This is a genomic window from Pseudomonas sp. I8001, assembly GCF_013385345.1.
Classification (GTDB): domain Bacteria; phylum Pseudomonadota; class Gammaproteobacteria; order Pseudomonadales; family Pseudomonadaceae; genus Aquipseudomonas.
In genome coordinates, this window is record NZ_JACAQC010000007.1 from 698,470 (window position 1) to 715,365 (window position 16,896).

Here is a 16,896-nt window from a genome sequence, read left to right on the forward strand (position 1 = left end):
TGTGGTCGAATAGCCGATTGCAGACTCAGCGCACACCCGTGCGCGTGCATTCAGGGAGCTTCACACATGAAACGTATTGCCTTGGCGGTTATCTGCTGTGCACTGGCCACGTCGGCGCTGGCGGCGCCAAAAGATTGTGAAGAGCTCAGGAAGGAGATCGAGGTCAAAATCCAGGCGAATGCCGTTCCGTCCTACACCCTCGAAATCGTCACCAAGGAAGAAGCTGACAAGCACGACAGCGCCATGGTTGTCGGCAGCTGTGAGAATGGCACCAAGGCCATCGTCTACCAGAAGAACAACGACTGATCAGATGCAGTTGACGCTACGTTCTTCGGCCAGCAATTGACCCGCTCTGTTGTACAGCCGGATATTCGGGTTGTAGCCCAGTGAGCGCCCTTCCAGGCGATAACGCTGGCCTGCCTCGAAACGGTCGTATTGCAGGGTCATGAAGCAGGTACGGTCAGTGGTTTGGCCAAACCCGCCGAAACTGCCGCCGGTAGGCACCTCGAAATCAAAACGCACCATCAATTCATGGCTGCCTGGCGGCACCTGGAAGAAGCGCCCGTCGTTCAGGTTTTTCCCGTCCAGGCGTTGCGCCATTACCAGCTTGGCGCCGGGTGTCGGGGTAGCGAAGTCGACCCAGGCCTGGTGTGGATCAACCGGCGGTAGTGGCGTCGACGCACAGGCACTGAGAAAAATCGCGGCGACGGGAAGCAGTAGCTGACGCATGTTAAGCACTCAACTGTAGGAATGGTTTTTTGAACGGCTGCGTTCGGCAGCACGCTCCCCATGAGTATAAACACGCCACGCCATGGAAAAATTCCCCACAGGCGAGATAGTCTGGCGGGATGGTTACCGGCGAGAGGTTTTAATGGTCAGGCGTTTGCTTCCCGGCTTGATGCTGCTGTTGCTCAGCGGCTGTTCCAGCGTCAGTTATTACAGCCAACTGGCAGACGGCCAATGGCAATTGCTGCGTGCCCGGGAGCCGGTCTCCGCGGTCGTCGCCGACCCGTCCCGGCCACAGGTGCTGCGCGAGCACTTGGCGCAATCGCAGAAAGCCCGCACCTTCGCCAGCGAACACCTGCACCTGCCGGATAACCAGAGTTACCGGCTGTATGCCGATATCGGCCGCCCTTACGTGGTCTGGAACGTGTTCGCCACGCCTGAATTTTCCCTGTCCCCGCAAACCCACTGCTTCCCGATTGCCGGTTGCGTGGCCTATCGCGGCTACTACAACCAGGGCGCCGCACGCGGCCAGGCGGCTTTGTTGAAGCAGCAAGGGATGGATGTGTCGATTGGCGGCGTGGAGGCCTATTCCACCCTCGGCTGGTTCAACGACCCGATCATGAGTTCGATGATGAGCTGGGGGGACGAGCGCCTGGCCACGCTGATTTTTCATGAGCTGGCGCACCAGCGGTTTTATGTGAAGGACGACACCGAGTTCAACGAGTCGTACGCCACCTTCGTCGAGCAGGAAGGTACCCGGCAATGGCGCGCCGCCCAAGGCTTGCCGCCTGCCAGCGAGTCGGCGCTGAAGCAGCGCGACCAGTTCACCCGGCTGGTGCTCGATACCCGCAAACGCCTGGAGCAGTTGTATGCGCAGCCGCTGACGGCAGATGCCATGCGCCAGGCCAAGGCCGCTGAATTCGAGCGCCTGCGCAGTGACTACCGGCACATGCGCGATAGCCAGTGGGGTGGCGACAAGCGTTATGACGCCTGGGTCAACCTGCCGATGAACAACGCAAGGTTGCTGCCGTTTGGGCTGTATGACCAGTGGGTGCCGGCGTTCGTCGCGTTGTTCCGGCAGGAAGGCGGGGATTGGCCGAAGTTCTTTGCGGCGGTGGAGAAGCTGGGCGGGTTGCCGGTGGATCAGCGCAAGGCGGCCCTGAGGGCGTTGGAGGGATCCGGGCAAGTGGTTGGCCGGTAGGGCCTCATCGCGGGCAAGCCCGGCTCCCACATTTGACTGAGTTGTCTTGGCCGACCGTGATCAAATGTGGGAGCTGGCTTGCCTGCGATAGCGCATTCAAGGCCGTTGCAAAAACGCCTGATGCAGCTCGGCCAATGTTTCAAAATGCCAGGTCGGCGCCTCGGCACTCAGCTCTTCATGGCTGCCAAACCCATAACCCACCGCCGCCGAATCCAGCCCATTGCTGCGGGCCCCGATCAGGTCGTGCTTGCGGTCGCCAATCATCAAGGTGCTGGCCGGGTCCAGGCTTTCTTGCGCCATCAGGTGGGCAATCAGCTCGACCTTGTTGGTGCGGGTGCCGTCCAGCTCGCTGCCGTAGATCACCTTGAAGTGCTTGGCGAAATCAAAATGCCGGGCGATTTCCCGGGCAAATACCCAAGGCTTGGACGTGGCCACATACAGCTGGCGGCCCTGGCCGTTCAGCTCCTCAAGCAGCGGCATCACGCCGTCGAACACGCGGTTTTCGTACAAGCCGGTGACCTTGAAGCGCTCGCGGTAGAAATTCACCGCTTCCCAGGCCTTGGCTTCGTCGAAACCATAAAACTGCATGAACGCTTGCAGCAGCGGCGGGCCGATGAAGTGCTCGAGTTTGGTCAGGTCCGGCTCATCGATCCCCAGTTTGGCGAGGGCGTACTGGATCGAGCGGGTGATGCCTTCGCGCGGGTCGGTGAGGGTGCCATCGAGGTCGAACAAAACGGTCTGGTAATGCATGGGTGTCCTTGTCATTGGTCGAAGCCTTCGGCCAGGTGCAGGTCTTTGAGCTTTACGTAGTTCGCGGCGCTGTAGGTGAAAAATGCGCGTTCCTTGTCAGTCAGCGGGCGGATTTGTTTAACCGGGCTGCCAACATACAAAAAACCGCTCTCAAGTTTCTTGCCCGGCGGCACCAGGCTGCCGGCGCCGATGATCACCTCGTCTTCCACCACGGCGCCGTCCATCACAATGCTGCCCATGCCGATCAGGATCCGGCTGCCTACCGTGCAGCCATGCAGCATGACCTTGTGGGCAATGGTCACATCGTCGCCGATCAGCAGCGGGAAACCATCAGGATTGAAGGGGCCTGCGTGGGTAATGTGCAGCACGCAGCCGTCCTGCACGCTGGTGCGCGCACCGATGCGGATGCGGTGCATGTCGCCGCGGATCACCGTCAGCGGCCATACCGAGCTGTCGGTGCCGATTTCGACGTCGCCGATCACCACCGCCGATGCATCGACGAAAGCCCCGGCGGCCAGGGCCGGCGTGTGATTCTGGTAGGTGCGAAGGGTCACGATAGGCTCTCTCTCTTCTGCTGATAGCTGCGGTGGGCGTTGATTGTAATTAAGATGGCCCCATCTTTGTTCTTACATGTTTCTTCAGCCAAGGTGCCAACCGTGAGCGCGAACAACCCTCTTCTGCAGTCCTACGACCTGCCGCCGTTCTCGGCGATCCGTGCCGAGCACGTGCAGCCGGCCATTGAACAGATCCTCGCCGACAACCGCGTCGCCATCGAAGGCATCCTGCAAAGCCAGGGTAAAAATCCGACCTGGGCCGGGCTGGTCCTGGCCATGGACGAACTCAATGACCGCCTGGGTGCCGCCTGGAGCCCGGTCAGCCACCTGAATGCCGTGTGCAACAGCGCCGAACTGCGGGAAGCCTACGAGGCGTGCCTGCCGGCACTGAGCGCCTACTCCACCGAGATGGGCCAGAACCGCGAGTTGTTCCAGGCCTTCGACGCCCTGGCCAACAGCCCGGAAGCCGCCGGCTTCGACGTGGCGCAAAAAACCATCCTGGAACACTCCCTGCGGGACTTCCGTCTGTCGGGTATCGATTTGCCGCCTGAGCAGCAAAAGCGTTATGCCGAAGTGCAGAGCAAGCTCTCCGAACTGGGCAGCAAGTTCTCCAACCAATTGCTCGATGCCACCCAGGCCTGGACCAAGCACGTCACTGACGAAGCAACCCTCGCCGGCCTGACCGATTCCTCCAAGGCGCAAATGGCTGCGGCTGCCCAGGCCAAGGGCCTCGACGGCTGGCTGATCACCCTGGAATTCCCGAGCTACTACGCGGTGATGACCTACGCCCACGACCGCGCCCTGCGTGAAGAAATCTACGCAGCCTACTGCACCCGCGCGTCGGACCAAGGTCCGACTGCCGGTCAGAACGATAACGGCCCGGTCATGGAACAGATCCTCGACCTGCGTCAGGAGCTGGCGCAACTGCTGGGCTTCGCCTCGTTCTCCGAGCTGAGCCTGGCCACCAAAATGGCCGAGTCCAGCGACCAAGTGCTGAGCTTCCTGCGGGACCTGGCCAAGCGCAGCAAGCCGTTTGCCACCCAGGACCTGCAACAGCTCAAGGCCTATGCCGCCGAACAAGGCTGCGCGGACCTGCAAAGCTGGGACAGCGGTTTCTACGGCGAAAAACTGCGTGAGCAGCGTTACAGCGTTTCCCAGGAAGCCCTGCGCGCCTACTTCCCGATCGACAAGGTACTCAGCGGCCTGTTCGCCATCGTGCAACGCCTGTATGGCATCGAGATCGCCGAGCAGAAAGGCTTCGACACCTGGCACCCGGATGTTCGCCTGTTTGAAATCAAGGAAAACGGCCAGCACGTCGGCCGCTTCTTCTTCGACCTGTATGCCCGCGCCAACAAGCGTGGGGGTGCCTGGATGGACGGCGCCCGTGACCGTCGCCGCACGGTTGATGGCGTGCTGCAAAGCCCGGTGGCCAACCTGGTGTGCAACTTCACCCCGGCCGACAGCGGCAAGCCTGCCCTGCTGACCCACAATGAAGTGACCACGCTGTTCCACGAATTCGGCCACGGCCTGCACCACCTGTTGACCCGTGTCGAGCACGCCGGCGTGTCCGGCATCAACGGCGTGGCCTGGGATGCGGTGGAGTTGCCGAGCCAGTTCATGGAAAACTGGTGCTGGGAGCCGGAAGGCCTGGCGCTGATTTCCGGTCACTATGAAACCGGTGAGCCGCTGCCTCAGGACCTGCTGGAAAAAATGCTCGCGGCGAAGAACTTCCAGTCCGGCCTGATGATGGTTCGCCAGTTGGAGTTCTCGCTGTTCGACTTCGAGCTGCACGCTACCCACGGCGATGGCCGCAGCGTGCTGCAGGTGCTTGAAGGTGTGCGTGATGAGGTGTCGGTGATGCGTCCGCCCGCCTACAACCGCTTCCCCAACAGCTTCGCGCATATCTTCGCTGGCGGTTACGCCGCGGGTTACTACAGCTACAAGTGGGCGGAAGTGCTGTCGGCCGATGCCTTCTCCAAGTTCGAAGAAGATGGCGTGCTCAATGCCGAGACTGGCCGGGCGTTCCGCGAGGCGATCCTGGCCCGTGGCGGTTCCCAGGCACCGATGGTGCTGTTCGTCGATTTCCGCGGACGGGCGCCGTCGATTGACGCACTCTTGCGCCACAGCGGCCTGAGTGAGGACGCGGCAGCATGAGTGAAGCACCTGTGAAAACCAAAAAACGCTTTATCGCCGGGGCAGTCTGCCCGGCGTGCAGCGAGCCGGACAAGTTGATGATGTGGAGCGAGGACGATGTTCCGCACCGCGAATGCGTGGCTTGCGGCTATTCCGACACGCTGAATGAACAAGGTCTGTCAGTGCCCAAGGAATTGGGTACGCGGGTCAATACGTCGGCGTTGAAAGCACCGGACCCCAAGGTGCAAGCGGTGCAGTTCTTCCCTAATCCGAAGCTGAAGAAAGACTGATCGTGAAGCGCTCCCTGGGTTGATGGCTCAGGGAGCGACCACCCAGGCGGTTTTTTCCTCGGCCGGGTCTTTGGCGTTGTCCGCGGTATTCAGCCAGCTTTTCATCGAGCACAGCGCAAAGGCGCTGGTGCTGCATTCGCCGTTGGCCAGTGCGGTGCGTAACTTGTCGACATCGGCCCTCATCATGTAGCGAACACCGTCCTTGAAGCCGCTACTGGCGCCAAAGCCGCCCAAGGTCATTTCGTTCAGCGCATCTTCCTTGCTCCATCCCTGAATCACCACCCGATACATCGCCGCCACCAGGCCAGTGCGGTCGGAGCCGTGTTTGCAGTGCATCAGCACCGGGCCGTTGGCTTCGGCATCCTGAATCGCACGCAACGCTGCGAGCACATCGGCGTCATCGACATGGTTGGTGCGATAGGACAATTGCACCTGGTTGATACCGGGTGATTTCAGCCACTTGGCATCGGACTCGGGCAGAAAGTTGATCACCGTACCGATCTTGAGCTTTTCCAATACAGGAACAGCACCGCTATCCGGCAGCGCGCTGCGATAGAGCGTGGGCGTCATTTGATACAGGTTGTATTGATTGCCCACCGGCTGGGCCCATTCCAACGAACGAATGGGCGTGAGCTCTTCGGCCTGGGACGGTGCGGTGGTGAACAGCGCCATGAACACGAGGCTGACGGCAGGCAGCAATTGATTCTTGAACATGCGCGATGTAACCGAATAGGGAAGGGGCTGATGGGGCCCAGATTCGCCTACAGGGGGTCAATGCCGTGTGAGGTACTCGTCAAAGAATCGTGAATAAGCCGGCTCCGGGCAGATTTTTTCGCGCTGAAACGATTTTCCCCAATCCTTAGCCTGCTATCCTTTGTAACTATTGATTGCTGCTGTGTTCTATCCCCTTGGGTCCTTTGGATCCCATTTACTGCCAAAACTATAAGTCGTTCCTCGAAGCGGCTGATAAATCCGTGACCACATGATGAGGTGCCACCATGTCTGATCAAGATCAAGACAACCCCCGGCGTGAGTTTTTACGCAAATCCTTGACCTTGATCCCCGTGGTCACTGTCGCCAGCACGGGCCTGGGCGGTTCGATGCTGATGGCGGTTCCCGAACCGGCTCAAGCCAGCCCGGAGAAGGCGCCCGTCAGCAGCAAGGCCTATGAGCCGAGCTATTTCACTGCCGAGGAATGGGCCTTTATCAACGCGGCCGTTGCGCGCCTGATCCCGGCGGACGACCAGGGCCCAGGCGCCCTGGAAGCCGGTGCGCCGGAATATATCGACCGTCAGATGAACACGCCGTACGCGGCTGGCGCCCTGTGGTTCATGCAAGGCCCGTTCAATGCCGACGCGCCGCCTGAAATGGGCTGGCAGAGCAAATTGGTGCCCAAGGAGATCTATCGCCTGGGCATTGCTGCCACGGACGCCTGGTCGAAAGCGATGAACGGTAAGTTATTTGCCGAGCAAGACAGCGCTACCCAGGACAAATTGTTGCAGCGCCTGGAGGCTGGCGACGCGCAATTTGACAGCGTCCCGCCGAAGATTTTCTTCAATCTGTTGCTGCAAAACACCAAGGAAGGGTTCTTTTGCGACCCGGTCCACGGTGGCAACAAAGGCATGGTCGGCTGGACCATGATCGGCTTCCCCGGCGCCCGCGCCGATTTCATGGATTGGGTTGAACGCAACGAGCAATACCCCTTCCCGGCTGTTTCGATCCGTGGCGAGAGGGCGTAAACGTGGCGACCATCATGAAGAAAGTGGATGCAGTGATTGTCGGCTTTGGCTGGACCGGCGCGATCATGGCCAAGGAGCTGACGGAAGCTGGCCTCAACGTGGTAGCGCTGGAGCGCGGCCCGATGCAGGACACCTACCCGGACGGCAACTATCCCCAGGTCATCGACGAACTGACCTACAGCGTGCGTAAAAAGCTCTTCCAGGACATCTCCAAGGAAACCGTGACCATTCGCCATAGCGTGAATGACGTGGCGATGCCCAACCGCCAACTGGGCGCTTTCCTGCCTGGCAACGGTGTCGGCGGTGCAGGCCTGCACTGGTCCGGCGTGCACTTTCGGGTGGACCCAATCGAGTTGCGCATGCGCAGCCATTACGAAGAGCGCTACGGGAAAAACTTCATTCCCAAGGACATGACCATCCAGGATTTCGGCGTCAGCTATGAAGAGCTGGAACCATTCTTCGACTATGCCGAGAAAGTCTTCGGCACCTCCGGGCAAGCCTGGACGGTGAAAGGCCAGTTGGTGGGCGAAGGCAAGGGCGGCAACCCTTACGCACCGGATCGCTCGAACCATTTCCCGCTGGAATCGCAGAAGAACACCGTCTCTGCACAGCTGTTCCAGAAGGCCGCCACGGCCGTGGGGTACAAACCCTACAACCTGCCTTCCGCGAATACATCGGGGCCGTACACCAACCCTTACGGTGCCCAGATGGGCCCGTGCAACTTCTGCGGCTTCTGCAGCGGTTATGTCTGCTACATGTATTCCAAGGCTTCGCCGAACGTGAACATCCTGCCGGCCTTGCGCCAGGAACCCAAGTTCGAACTGCGGCCCAATTCCCACGTGCTGAAGGTCAATCTCGACAGCACCAGGAGCAAGGCGACCGGCGTGACGTATGTCGACGCCCAGGGGCGGGAATGCGAGCAGCCGGCGGACCTGGTGATCCTCGGTTCCTTCCAGTTCAACAACGTGCGCCTGATGCTGCTGTCGGGCATCGGCAAACCCTACGACCCGATCTCCGGTGAGGGCGTGGTGGGCCGCAACTTCGCCTACCAGAACATGGCCACCATCAAGGCGTTCTTCGACAAGGACGTGCACACCAACAACTTTATCGGTGCCGGCGGCAATGGCGTGGCGGTCGATGACTTCAACGCCGACAACTTCGACCATGGGCCTCACGGCTTTGTGGGCGGCTCGCCGATGTGGGTCAACCAGGCGGGCAGCCGGCCGATTGCGGGTACCTCCAACCCGCCGGGCACGCCGGCCTGGGGCAGCGCGTGGAAGCGCGCCACGGCTGATTACTACACCCATCAGGTGTCGATGGATGCCCATGGCGCCCACCAATCCTACCGTGGCAACTACCTCGACCTGGACCCGGTTTACCGCGATGCCTACGGCCTGCCGCTGCTGCGCATGACCTTCGACTGGCAGGAAAACGACATCAAGATGAACCGCTTCATGGTCGAAAAAATGAGCAAGATCGCCGAAGCGATGAACCCCAAGGCGATTGCCTTGCTGGGCAAAAAGGTGGGCGAGCACTTCAACACCGCGTCTTACCAGACCACCCACCTCAACGGTGGCGCGATCATGGGCACCGACCCGAAAACCAGTGCCTTGAACCGCTACCTGCAGTGCTGGGACGTACACAACGTGTTTGTCCCGGGCGCTTCCGCGTTCCCACAAGGCTTGGGCTACAACCCTACGGGCCTGGTGGCGGCATTGACCTACTGGTCGGCGCGGGCAATTCGCGAGCAGTACCTGAAAAACCCCGGCCCACTGGTTCAGGCATAAGGAGCGATGACCATGAAAGCATTTGTTATCGCGTCCCTGGCTTTGTTCAGCAGCTGCTCGGTGAGTGCGGCTGAAACCGATCTGGTCAAACAGGGTGAATACCTGGCTCGCGCCGGTGACTGCGTGGCCTGCCACACCGCCAAGGGCGGCAAACCGTTCGCCGGTGGCCTGCCGATGGAAACCCCGATCGGCACCATCTACTCCACCAACATCACCCCGGATAAAACCGGCCTGGGCGACTACAGCTTCGAAGACTTCGACCAGGCTGTGCGCCATGGCGTCGCCAAGGACGGTAGTACGCTTTACCCGGCGATGCCCTACCCGTCTTACGCGCGGGTCAGCGAAAGCGACATGCAGGCGCTGTACGCGTACTTCATGAAGGGCGTGGAGCCGGTGGCGCAGGTGAACAAGGACAGCGACATTCCCTGGCCGTTGAGCATGCGTTGGCCGTTGGCCGGGTGGCGCTGGATGTTCGCCCCCAAGGTTGAGGACTACCAGGCCCAGGCGGGCGCCGACCCGGTGATCAGCCGTGGCGCTTATCTGGTAGAGGGCCTTGGCCACTGCGGTGCCTGCCATACGCCACGGGCCCTGACCATGCAGGAAAAATCCCTGAGTGCATCCGACGGTACCGCTTTCCTTTCCGGCAGCGCACCGCTGGAAGGCTGGATTGCCAAGAGCCTGCGGGGTGATCACAAGGACGGCCTGGGTAGCTGGAGCGAGGAGCAACTGGTGCAATTCCTCAAGACCGGGCGCAGTGATCGCAGTGCGGTGTTTGGCGGCATGAGCGACGTTGTGGTCCACAGCATGCAGTACATGTCGGAAGAGGATCTGACGGCTATCGCCCGTTACCTCAAGAGCTTGCCGGCGGTGGATCCCAAGGATCAGCCGCACCAATACGACAAGCAGGTCGCCGATGCGCTGTGGAAGGGTGATGACAGCAAGCCGGGTGCCTCGGTGTACATCGACAACTGCGCGGCGTGCCACCGTACCGACGGCCACGGCTACACCCGCGTGTTCCCGGCGCTGGCGGGCAACCCGGTATTGCAGACGGCGGATGCGACGTCGCTGATCAACATCGTGTTGAACGGCGGCACGTTGCCGGCGACGCATACGGCACCTTCGACCTTCACCATGCCGGCGTTTGCCTGGCGGCTGTCGGATCAGGAAGTGGCGGATGTCGTCAGTTTCGTTCGGGACAGTTGGGGTAATAAGGGAGAGACTGTAAAGGCTTCGCAAGTGAAAGACTTGCGAAAAGATGCAGTAACTACCGAAGCTGATCAAACTTCAGAGAAGTAGTGTCAGTTGCCAGGTTTATAGTTTTATATATAAGCCTGGCAACTAGCCGATTAATTATCGAGGGGCGCAGGTTTTTACAAAGCTATTCGCCATGTTCAGGAAGATGGTCTTGTCCTGTTCATCGAAGTCGCCGTCGTTATCCAGGTCGGTGGTGGAGGAAGTGGTGTCGTAGTGCCCGTCCCTGTTGGAGGAAGAGGCATACATGGCGTAGGACAGTTTACCGTCGGTAAAGCGCTCCATTAATACTTCCGGGCTGTTATCTTTTTCAAAGTCTGCGCATGTAAAGCGTAGTTCATCCTGAGACATAAATATCCTGTAGGTGGTAATGAGTTAAGTTGTGATCATAGCGATGTGTTAATAACTTTATCCATGTCACATATGTCGCGATTTATTTCTTGTTTGGTTACATGTAGGAAGGTGTCATTCCGTTCGTGCGAAGGTCGATGCTAGACCGCGCCGCCCAGTGGTGCTGGTGAAAAGCGATCTTCTCGAATACTGTATATGGATACAGTTTATGAGGTCTGACTATGAATGTCCCTTTGCCGCCTCGCGGGCGCGGCACGGCCACCAACCTGCACAACCGTTTTGCGCCCACCGTCAGCGTGGCGGAAGACGACGGTTGGTATCAGGAAGTGCCACAGACCCAGGGCACCGAAGTCCGTATCGAAACCGCGAAAACCATCATTACCCGCAACAGCTCGCCGGATATCCCGTTTGACCGGGCGATCAACCCGTATCGCGGCTGCGAGCATGGTTGTATCTACTGCTATGCGCGGCCCAGCCACGCGTATTGGGACCTGTCGCCGGGGCTGGACTTCGAAACCAAGCTGATCGCCAAGACCAACGCCGCCGAGGTGCTTGAGCAGCAACTGTCGAAACCGGGCTACACCTGCGCGCCGATCAACCTGGGCTCCAACACCGACCCGTACCAGCCCATCGAGCGCGAGTACAAGATCACCCGGCAAACCCTCGAAGTGCTGCTGCGCTACCGTCATCCGGTGACGATCATTACCAAGGGCTCGCTGATCCTGCGGGACCTCGACCTGCTGACCGAGCTGGCGCAGCAGCGGCTGGTGGCGGTGATGATCAGCCTCACCAGCCTGGACGATGAACTCAAGCGCATCCTCGAACCGCGCACGGCTGCGCCCAAGGCCCGGCTGCGGGCGATCCGGGTGATGCGTGAGGCGGGGATCCCGGTGGGCGTGCTGTGTTCGCCGATGATCCCGATGATCAACGACAGCGAGCTGGAAAGCCTGCTGGCCGAAGCTCATGCCGCGGGGGCACAGAGCGCGGCGTACATGATGCTGCGTTTGCCTCTGGAGGTGGCGCCGCTGTTTGAGGAATGGCTGGCGGCCCATTACCCGCAGCGCGCGGCCCATGTGATGAGCCTGGTGCGGCAGGTGCGCGGCGGTGAGGTCTACGACAGCCGCTTCGGTGTACGCATGCGTGGCGAAGGGCCGTTTGCCGATTTGCTGGCGCAACGTTTCGCCAAGGCGATCAAACGATTGGGGCTCAACCGGCGGGAAGGGTTTAATCTGGATTGCACGGCGTTTTGTCCGCCGGGCAGACAGATGGCATTATTGTAAACTGCTGGAAAAGCGTACTTTTCTTTAGGAATAGTCGCGTTTTGATATCACTGAAAGCCCCGATCTAGAGCGGCTCATTCAGTTTGAGTTAAGTTTCGGCGGGTACCTTGTTCATCGAGTGACTAATGAGTCGGCGCTTCAGTTTGGGCGCCGGCCGCACTGGAAAACTCCCCTGCTCCAACCAAGAGGATGAATTATGAGTGACAAGGATAAACAGCCGTTGGCTGCGTCGGCTTCAGCCCCTCACGAGGCGGAATCCGCCGATGCAGCGCTGCAGCACATCGTTGAAGGCTTTTTGCATTTCCATAACGAGATCTTTCCCCAGCAGGAAGAGCTCTTCAAAAAACTCGCCACGGCCCAGAGCCCGCGGGCGATGTTCATTACCTGCGCCGACTCGCGCATCGTTCCCGAGCTGATCACCCATAGCTCCCCTGGGGATTTGTTCGTGACCCGTAACGTCGGTAACGTCGTGCCGCCTTATGGGCAGATGAACGGCGGTGTTTCAACGGCTATCGAGTACGCGGTACTGGCCCTTGGTGTGCAGCACATCATCATTTGCGGCCACTCCGACTGCGGCGCCATGCGCGCGGTGCTCAACCCCCAAAGCCTGGAAAAAATGCCCACGGTAAAGGCCTGGCTGCGCCACGCCGAAGTCGCCAAGACCATGGTCCAGGACAACTGCGATTGCGCCAACGAACACGAAAGCATGCACGTGCTGACCGAAGAAAACGTGATCGCCCAACTGCAGCACCTGCGCACTCATCCCTCCGTGGCCTCGCGCATGGCCAACGGGCATTTGTTTATCCATGGCTGGGTCTACGACATCGAGACCAGCGAAATCAGGGCCTACGATGCGGATCAGGCAGCGTTCCTGCCCTTGAACGGTACCCAGCCGATTCCATCCGCGACGCCTAAAGCGCGCTTCTAAAACAATCCCCTGTCGGGTAACGCGATGGCTGCCATTCGAGCAGCCAGGCTTTGCCACGCCCGGCGAATGCCTCGGGAGAGTCATTATGCGTGCTGCTCAATTGAAAGCTGTGCTGCCACGGGAGCTGCTGGCTTCCGTGGTTGTGTTTCTGGTCGCCCTGCCGCTGTGCATGGGGATCGCCATCGCGTCCGGAATGCCTCCGGCCAAAGGCTTGATCACCGGGATCATCGGTGGCCTGGTGGTCGGTTGGCTGGCGGGGTCGCCGTTGCAAGTCAGCGGTCCGGCGGCAGGTTTGGCGGTGTTGGTGTTCGAACTGGTTCGCCAGCATGGCATGGCCATGCTCGGGCCGATCCTGTTGCTGGCGGGCTTCCTGCAATTGGTGGCCGGGCGTTTGCGCCTGGGCTGCTGGTTCCGCGTGACTGCGCCTGCAGTGGTGTACGGGATGCTGGCGGGGATCGGGGTGCTGATTGTCCTGTCGCAAGTACACGTGATGCTCGACGGTGTGCCAAAGCCCTCGGGGCTGGATAACCTTGCCGGCTTCCCTGCGGCACTGATCCAGGCGATCCCCACATTGGGCGGCGGGCTCGGCTGGCAGGCCGGTTTGCTCGGGCTGTCGACGATCATGGTGATGTGGTTGTGGGACAAATTTCGCCCGCAAAAGCTGCGCTTCGTCCCCGGCGCCCTGCTCGGCGTGGGTTTGGCGACAGTCACCAGCCTGGTGCTGGCGTTGCAGGTCAAGCGGGTGGAGGTGCCGGAAAACCTCGCGGATGCCATCGATTGGCTGCGCCCCAGCGACCTGTTGAACCTGGCGGATCCCAATCTGTTGATCGCCGCGTTCGCCGTCGCCTTTATCGCCAGCGCTGAAACGCTGCTTTCGGCGGCGGCAGTCGACCGTATGCACAGTGGCCAGCGTTCCGACTTCGACAAGGAATTGTCGGCACAAGGCGTGGGCAACATGCTGTGTGGCCTGGTCGGCGCCCTGCCGATGACCGGTGTGATCGTGCGCAGTTCGGCCAACGTCCAGGCCGGCGCTACCACGCGTTTGTCGGCAATGTTCCACGGCTTGTGGTTGCTGGCGTTCGTGCTGTTGCTGTCCAGTGTGCTGCAAAGCATTCCGGTGGCAAGCCTGGCGGGTGTGCTGGTGTACACCGGGATCAAGCTGGTGGACATGAAGGCGTTTCGTGGCCTGGCGCGCTACGGGCGAATGCCGATGTTTACCTACGCGGCGACGGCGCTGGCGATCATCTTTACCGACCTGCTGACGGGTGTGTTGGTGGGCTTCGGGTTGACGCTGGTGAAGCTGGCGTTCAAGGCCTCACGCTTGAAGATAAGCCTGATCGACCTGCCGCAGGAGGGCGAGATGGAGCTGCGATTGACGGGGGCCGGGACCTTTCTCAAAGTGCCTGCATTAACCCAGGTGCTGTCGACGGTACCCGCCGGGACCACCTTGCATGTGCCGCTCAGTAACCTGAGTTATATCGACCACTCCTGCCTTGAGCTATTGGAGGAATGGGGTCGGGCCAATGCGGCCAAGGGCTCGAAGCTGATGATCGAGGCGCGGGGGTTGAAGCGCAGGTTGGAAGGACGGGTAAGAACGACGACCGGAATAGGCTCGGCGCCGTCTGTTGGCTGACGAAACCGGATCAAAATGTGGGAGCGGGCTTGCTCGCGAAGGCGCAGTGTCAGTCACTGAATGTGTTTCTGATACACCGCTTTCGCGAGCAAGCCCGCTCCCACATTGGATCTTTGCAAGCCGGCAAATCTAAGCTGGCTGGTCCAGCTCAAGACCCACGCCCAACTGCCGCGACAGGCACGGCCAGCGTTTCCACGCCGCTTCCGTGTCCGGGCTCTTGAGCTTGTCGCGGTAGGCTTCGACCGACTCCAGCGCAAAACTCTCCTCGTTAAGCATCTCATCCACCGCGTGGTGCACCGCCTCATCCAGCTGATTGGCAAACGCCTCGCCGATCAATTGGTGGGCAATCACGTTCGCCACAGTGGTATCCAGCGGAATCAACGGCTGGCCGAAGTGCTTGATATACAGATCGTTGACCTCTTCCACCAGGCGATGCGCCAGGTAAGCCTCATCCAGCAAACCGTCCAGGCCTTCATGCCCGGCCAGGATCGCCGGCGGCTGCAGGAAGAAATGCTCGGCGATTTTCAGCACCGGTTTGATCTGGCTTTCAATACCGGCTTCGCGGGCGACATCGTTGGCCGCCTCCAGCAGATCGGGGACCTGGTCGATGTAGGCGCTTACAAAACGCGTCATCACGCCCTTGGCGTCGACGTCAGGCACGGAAATCGCCGGGTGCAGGTGCGGTAACTGAACTTCCAGCTGCTGAGCAAGCTGGCCAGTGCTGGATTCGTGTTGATGGGCACGGGAAATCTGCTCGCGCAATGCGGCGGTGTTCATGAAAGCTCCAGTGATGCAGGCGTAGGAAATAGGGAGAGCATAAGGTAGCTCGTTTATACGAGAGCCTAAGACGCATTTGTCATAATTATTTCATGGTTATGCGCTGGCGTTATATCAAATTGCCATCGTTCGTCGGATAACGCGCGCCACCGGTCCTGTTGTGTGGTCCGTTTCCTCATTTTCGTTCATTTGCCCGATCACATTGCGGGGTGGCGGTCGCTGTCTATACTCGATTTTGTACGCAATTAGCTGATGACGCCCGACTGCATGAGCAGGCAAGGCCTGGCGGTTGTAAGCAGTATGGAAGCCGCTCCCTTGGCCGCAGGTGCAAACCGGCGGGATAACAAGAATGATAAGGGGAACCCGCAATGACGCGACATCCACATGTTTGGATGGGCCTCCTGTTGTGGTCAGTATTCGGCCAGGCGCAAGCCGCCTGGACAACGAATATGGCGCCAGGGGCCACTGAAGTCAGTCACGCCGTGTTTGACCTGCACATGACCATTTTCTGGATTTGTGTGGCGATTGGCATCGTCGTGTTTGGCGCGATGTTCTGGTCGATGATCGTTCACCGGCGCTCCACGGGACAGGTGGCAGCCAAGTTCCACGAGAGTACGACGGTGGAGATTCTCTGGACCGTGGTGCCCTTGCTGATCCTGGTGGCGATGGCCATTCCGGCCACCAAGACGCTGATCAACATCTACGACAGCACTGAGTCGGATATCGATATCCAGGTCACCGGCTACCAGTGGAAGTGGCATTACAAATACCTTGGCCAGGATGTCGAGTTCTTCAGCAACCTGGCCACGCCCGCCGAGCAGATCCATAACCAGGCCGTCAAAGGTGAGCATTACCTGTTGGAAGTCGACCAGCCGCTGGTGCTGCCGGTGGGTGCCAAGGTGCGTTTCCTGGTGACCGCTGCGGACGTGATTCACTCCTGGTGGGTGCCGGCGTTTGCGGTGAAGCGTGATGCGATTCCCGGCTTCGTCAACGAGGCCTGGACCCGCATCGAAAAGCCCGGCATCTATCGCGGCCAGTGCGCCGAACTGTGCGGCAAGGACCACGGCTTCATGCCCATCGTGGTGGAGGTCAAATCCAAGGCCGACTACGACACCTGGCTCGGCGAGCGTAAGGAAGAGGCCGCCAAGCTCAAGGAGCTGACCTCCAAGGAATGGACCCTGGATGAGCTGGTGGCTCGTGGCGACAAGATCTACCACACCACCTGCGTCGCCTGTCACCAGGCCGAAGGCCAGGGCCTGCCGCCGATGTTCCCGGCGCTCAAGGGCTCACCTATTGCCACCGGGCCCAAGGAAGACCACCTGCACCGCGTGTACTTCGGCAAGCCCGGCACCGCCATGGCGGCGTTCGGCAAGCAACTGTCGGAAGTCGATATCGCGGCGGTCGTGACCTATGAACGTAACGCCTGGGGCAACAACAAAGGCGACATGGTCACACCTAAAGACGTGCTGGCTCTGAAACAGGCGGAAAGCAAATGA

At 60.1% G+C, this 16,896-nt stretch carries 17 protein-coding genes; 11 read left to right on the top strand and 6 right to left on the bottom strand.

The genetic code is table 11. From position 1 onward, the window contains the following. Positions 1-66: 66 nt before the first annotated feature. Positions 67-306, top strand: a complete 240-nt coding sequence (locus tag HX839_RS07765; RefSeq protein WP_003214887.1) for a DUF1161 domain-containing protein — start codon at positions 67-69, stop codon at positions 304-306. On the opposite strand, the gene HX839_RS07770 is transcribed toward HX839_RS07765, so the two are convergent. Continuing rightward, entirely contained in the window at positions 307-729 is a 423-nt protein-coding gene (locus tag HX839_RS07770; RefSeq protein WP_177066920.1) for a hypothetical protein, read from the bottom strand. It lies immediately after the preceding gene. Between the two features lie 142 nt (positions 730-871). Here HX839_RS07770 and HX839_RS07775 point away from each other — a divergent pair, with 142 nt between their 5' ends. Then, positions 872-1,927, top strand: coding sequence for an aminopeptidase (locus HX839_RS07775; protein ID WP_177035387.1), 1,056 nt, complete (start codon positions 872-874; stop codon positions 1,925-1,927). 96 nt (positions 1,928-2,023) lie between these two features. Here the strand turns inward: HX839_RS07775 and HX839_RS07780 are convergent, their stop codons facing one another. Both HX839_RS07780 and HX839_RS07785 read right to left on the bottom strand, forming a co-directional pair. Next, positions 2,024-2,677, bottom strand: coding sequence for an HAD family hydrolase (locus HX839_RS07780; protein ID WP_177009008.1), 654 nt, complete (start codon positions 2,675-2,677; stop codon positions 2,024-2,026). An 11-nt stretch (positions 2,678-2,688) separates the two neighbouring features. Further along, positions 2,689-3,231, bottom strand: a complete 543-nt coding sequence (locus tag HX839_RS07785) for a gamma carbonic anhydrase family protein (protein ID WP_003214876.1) — start codon at positions 3,229-3,231, stop codon at positions 2,689-2,691. A 54-nt stretch (positions 3,232-3,285) separates the two neighbouring features. Here HX839_RS07785 and prlC point away from each other — a divergent pair, with 54 nt between their 5' ends. Then, entirely contained in the window at positions 3,286-5,385 is a 2,100-nt protein-coding gene (gene prlC / locus HX839_RS07790) for an oligopeptidase A (RefSeq protein WP_177066921.1), read from the top strand. Next, entirely contained in the window at positions 5,382-5,654 is a 273-nt protein-coding gene (locus HX839_RS07795) for a YheV family putative zinc ribbon protein (protein ID WP_003214872.1), read from the top strand. The genes prlC and HX839_RS07795 overlap by 4 nt, the downstream gene beginning before the upstream one ends. A gap of 27 nt (positions 5,655-5,681) precedes the next feature. Here the strand turns inward: HX839_RS07795 and HX839_RS07800 are convergent, their stop codons facing one another. Then, the gene (locus tag HX839_RS07800) at positions 5,682-6,368 is read right to left on the bottom strand and encodes a tyrosine-protein phosphatase (protein ID WP_003214870.1); all 687 of its coding nucleotides are present in this window, start codon (positions 6,366-6,368) and stop codon (positions 5,682-5,684) included. 284 nt (positions 6,369-6,652) lie between these two features. Here HX839_RS07800 and HX839_RS07805 point away from each other — a divergent pair, with 284 nt between their 5' ends. The 3 genes from HX839_RS07805 to HX839_RS07815 are packed head-to-tail and all read left to right on the top strand — an operon-like array spanning position 6,653 to position 10,476. Then, positions 6,653-7,393: a gluconate 2-dehydrogenase subunit 3 family protein gene (locus HX839_RS07805; RefSeq protein ID WP_017477951.1), complete on the top strand. Its 741-nt coding sequence runs from the start codon at positions 6,653-6,655 to the stop codon at positions 7,391-7,393. A gap of 2 nt (positions 7,394-7,395) precedes the next feature. Beyond that, positions 7,396-9,180 carry a GMC family oxidoreductase gene (locus HX839_RS07810; protein ID WP_003214867.1) on the top strand — a complete coding sequence of 595 codons (1,785 nt, stop codon included), beginning with the start codon at positions 7,396-7,398 and terminating at the stop codon, positions 9,178-9,180. Positions 9,181-9,192: 12 nt separating this feature from the next. Next, positions 9,193-10,476 (top strand): cytochrome c, encoded by a 1,284-nt coding sequence (locus tag HX839_RS07815; RefSeq protein ID WP_177066922.1) that lies wholly within the window; start codon positions 9,193-9,195, stop codon positions 10,474-10,476. A gap of 54 nt (positions 10,477-10,530) precedes the next feature. On the opposite strand, the gene HX839_RS07820 is transcribed toward HX839_RS07815, so the two are convergent. Next, complete coding sequence (locus tag HX839_RS07820; protein ID WP_177040934.1) at positions 10,531-10,716, bottom strand: hypothetical protein; 186 nt, start codon at positions 10,714-10,716, stop codon at positions 10,531-10,533. Between the two features lie 287 nt (positions 10,717-11,003). Between HX839_RS07820 and HX839_RS07825 the strand changes: the two genes are divergently transcribed. The 3 genes from HX839_RS07825 (at position 11,004) to HX839_RS07835 (ending at position 14,623) form a co-directional block, all read left to right on the top strand. Continuing rightward, complete coding sequence (locus HX839_RS07825; RefSeq protein WP_087694555.1) at positions 11,004-12,062, top strand: PA0069 family radical SAM protein; 1,059 nt, start codon at positions 11,004-11,006, stop codon at positions 12,060-12,062. 196 nt (positions 12,063-12,258) lie between these two features. Then, positions 12,259-12,990 (top strand): carbonic anhydrase, encoded by a 732-nt coding sequence (locus HX839_RS07830; protein ID WP_003214859.1) that lies wholly within the window; start codon positions 12,259-12,261, stop codon positions 12,988-12,990. Between the two features lie 85 nt (positions 12,991-13,075). After that, positions 13,076-14,623, top strand: a complete 1,548-nt coding sequence (locus tag HX839_RS07835) for a SulP family inorganic anion transporter (protein WP_008439613.1) — start codon at positions 13,076-13,078, stop codon at positions 14,621-14,623. A 129-nt stretch (positions 14,624-14,752) separates the two neighbouring features. Here HX839_RS07835 and HX839_RS07840 read toward each other — a convergent pair whose 3' ends face one another. Next, entirely contained in the window at positions 14,753-15,400 is a 648-nt protein-coding gene (locus tag HX839_RS07840; protein WP_177066923.1) for a hypothetical protein, read from the bottom strand. Positions 15,401-15,768: 368 nt separating this feature from the next. Between HX839_RS07840 and coxB the strand changes: the two genes are divergently transcribed. Further along, positions 15,769-16,896, top strand: a complete 1,128-nt coding sequence (gene coxB / locus HX839_RS07845; RefSeq protein WP_003214854.1) for a cytochrome c oxidase subunit II — start codon at positions 15,769-15,771, stop codon at positions 16,894-16,896.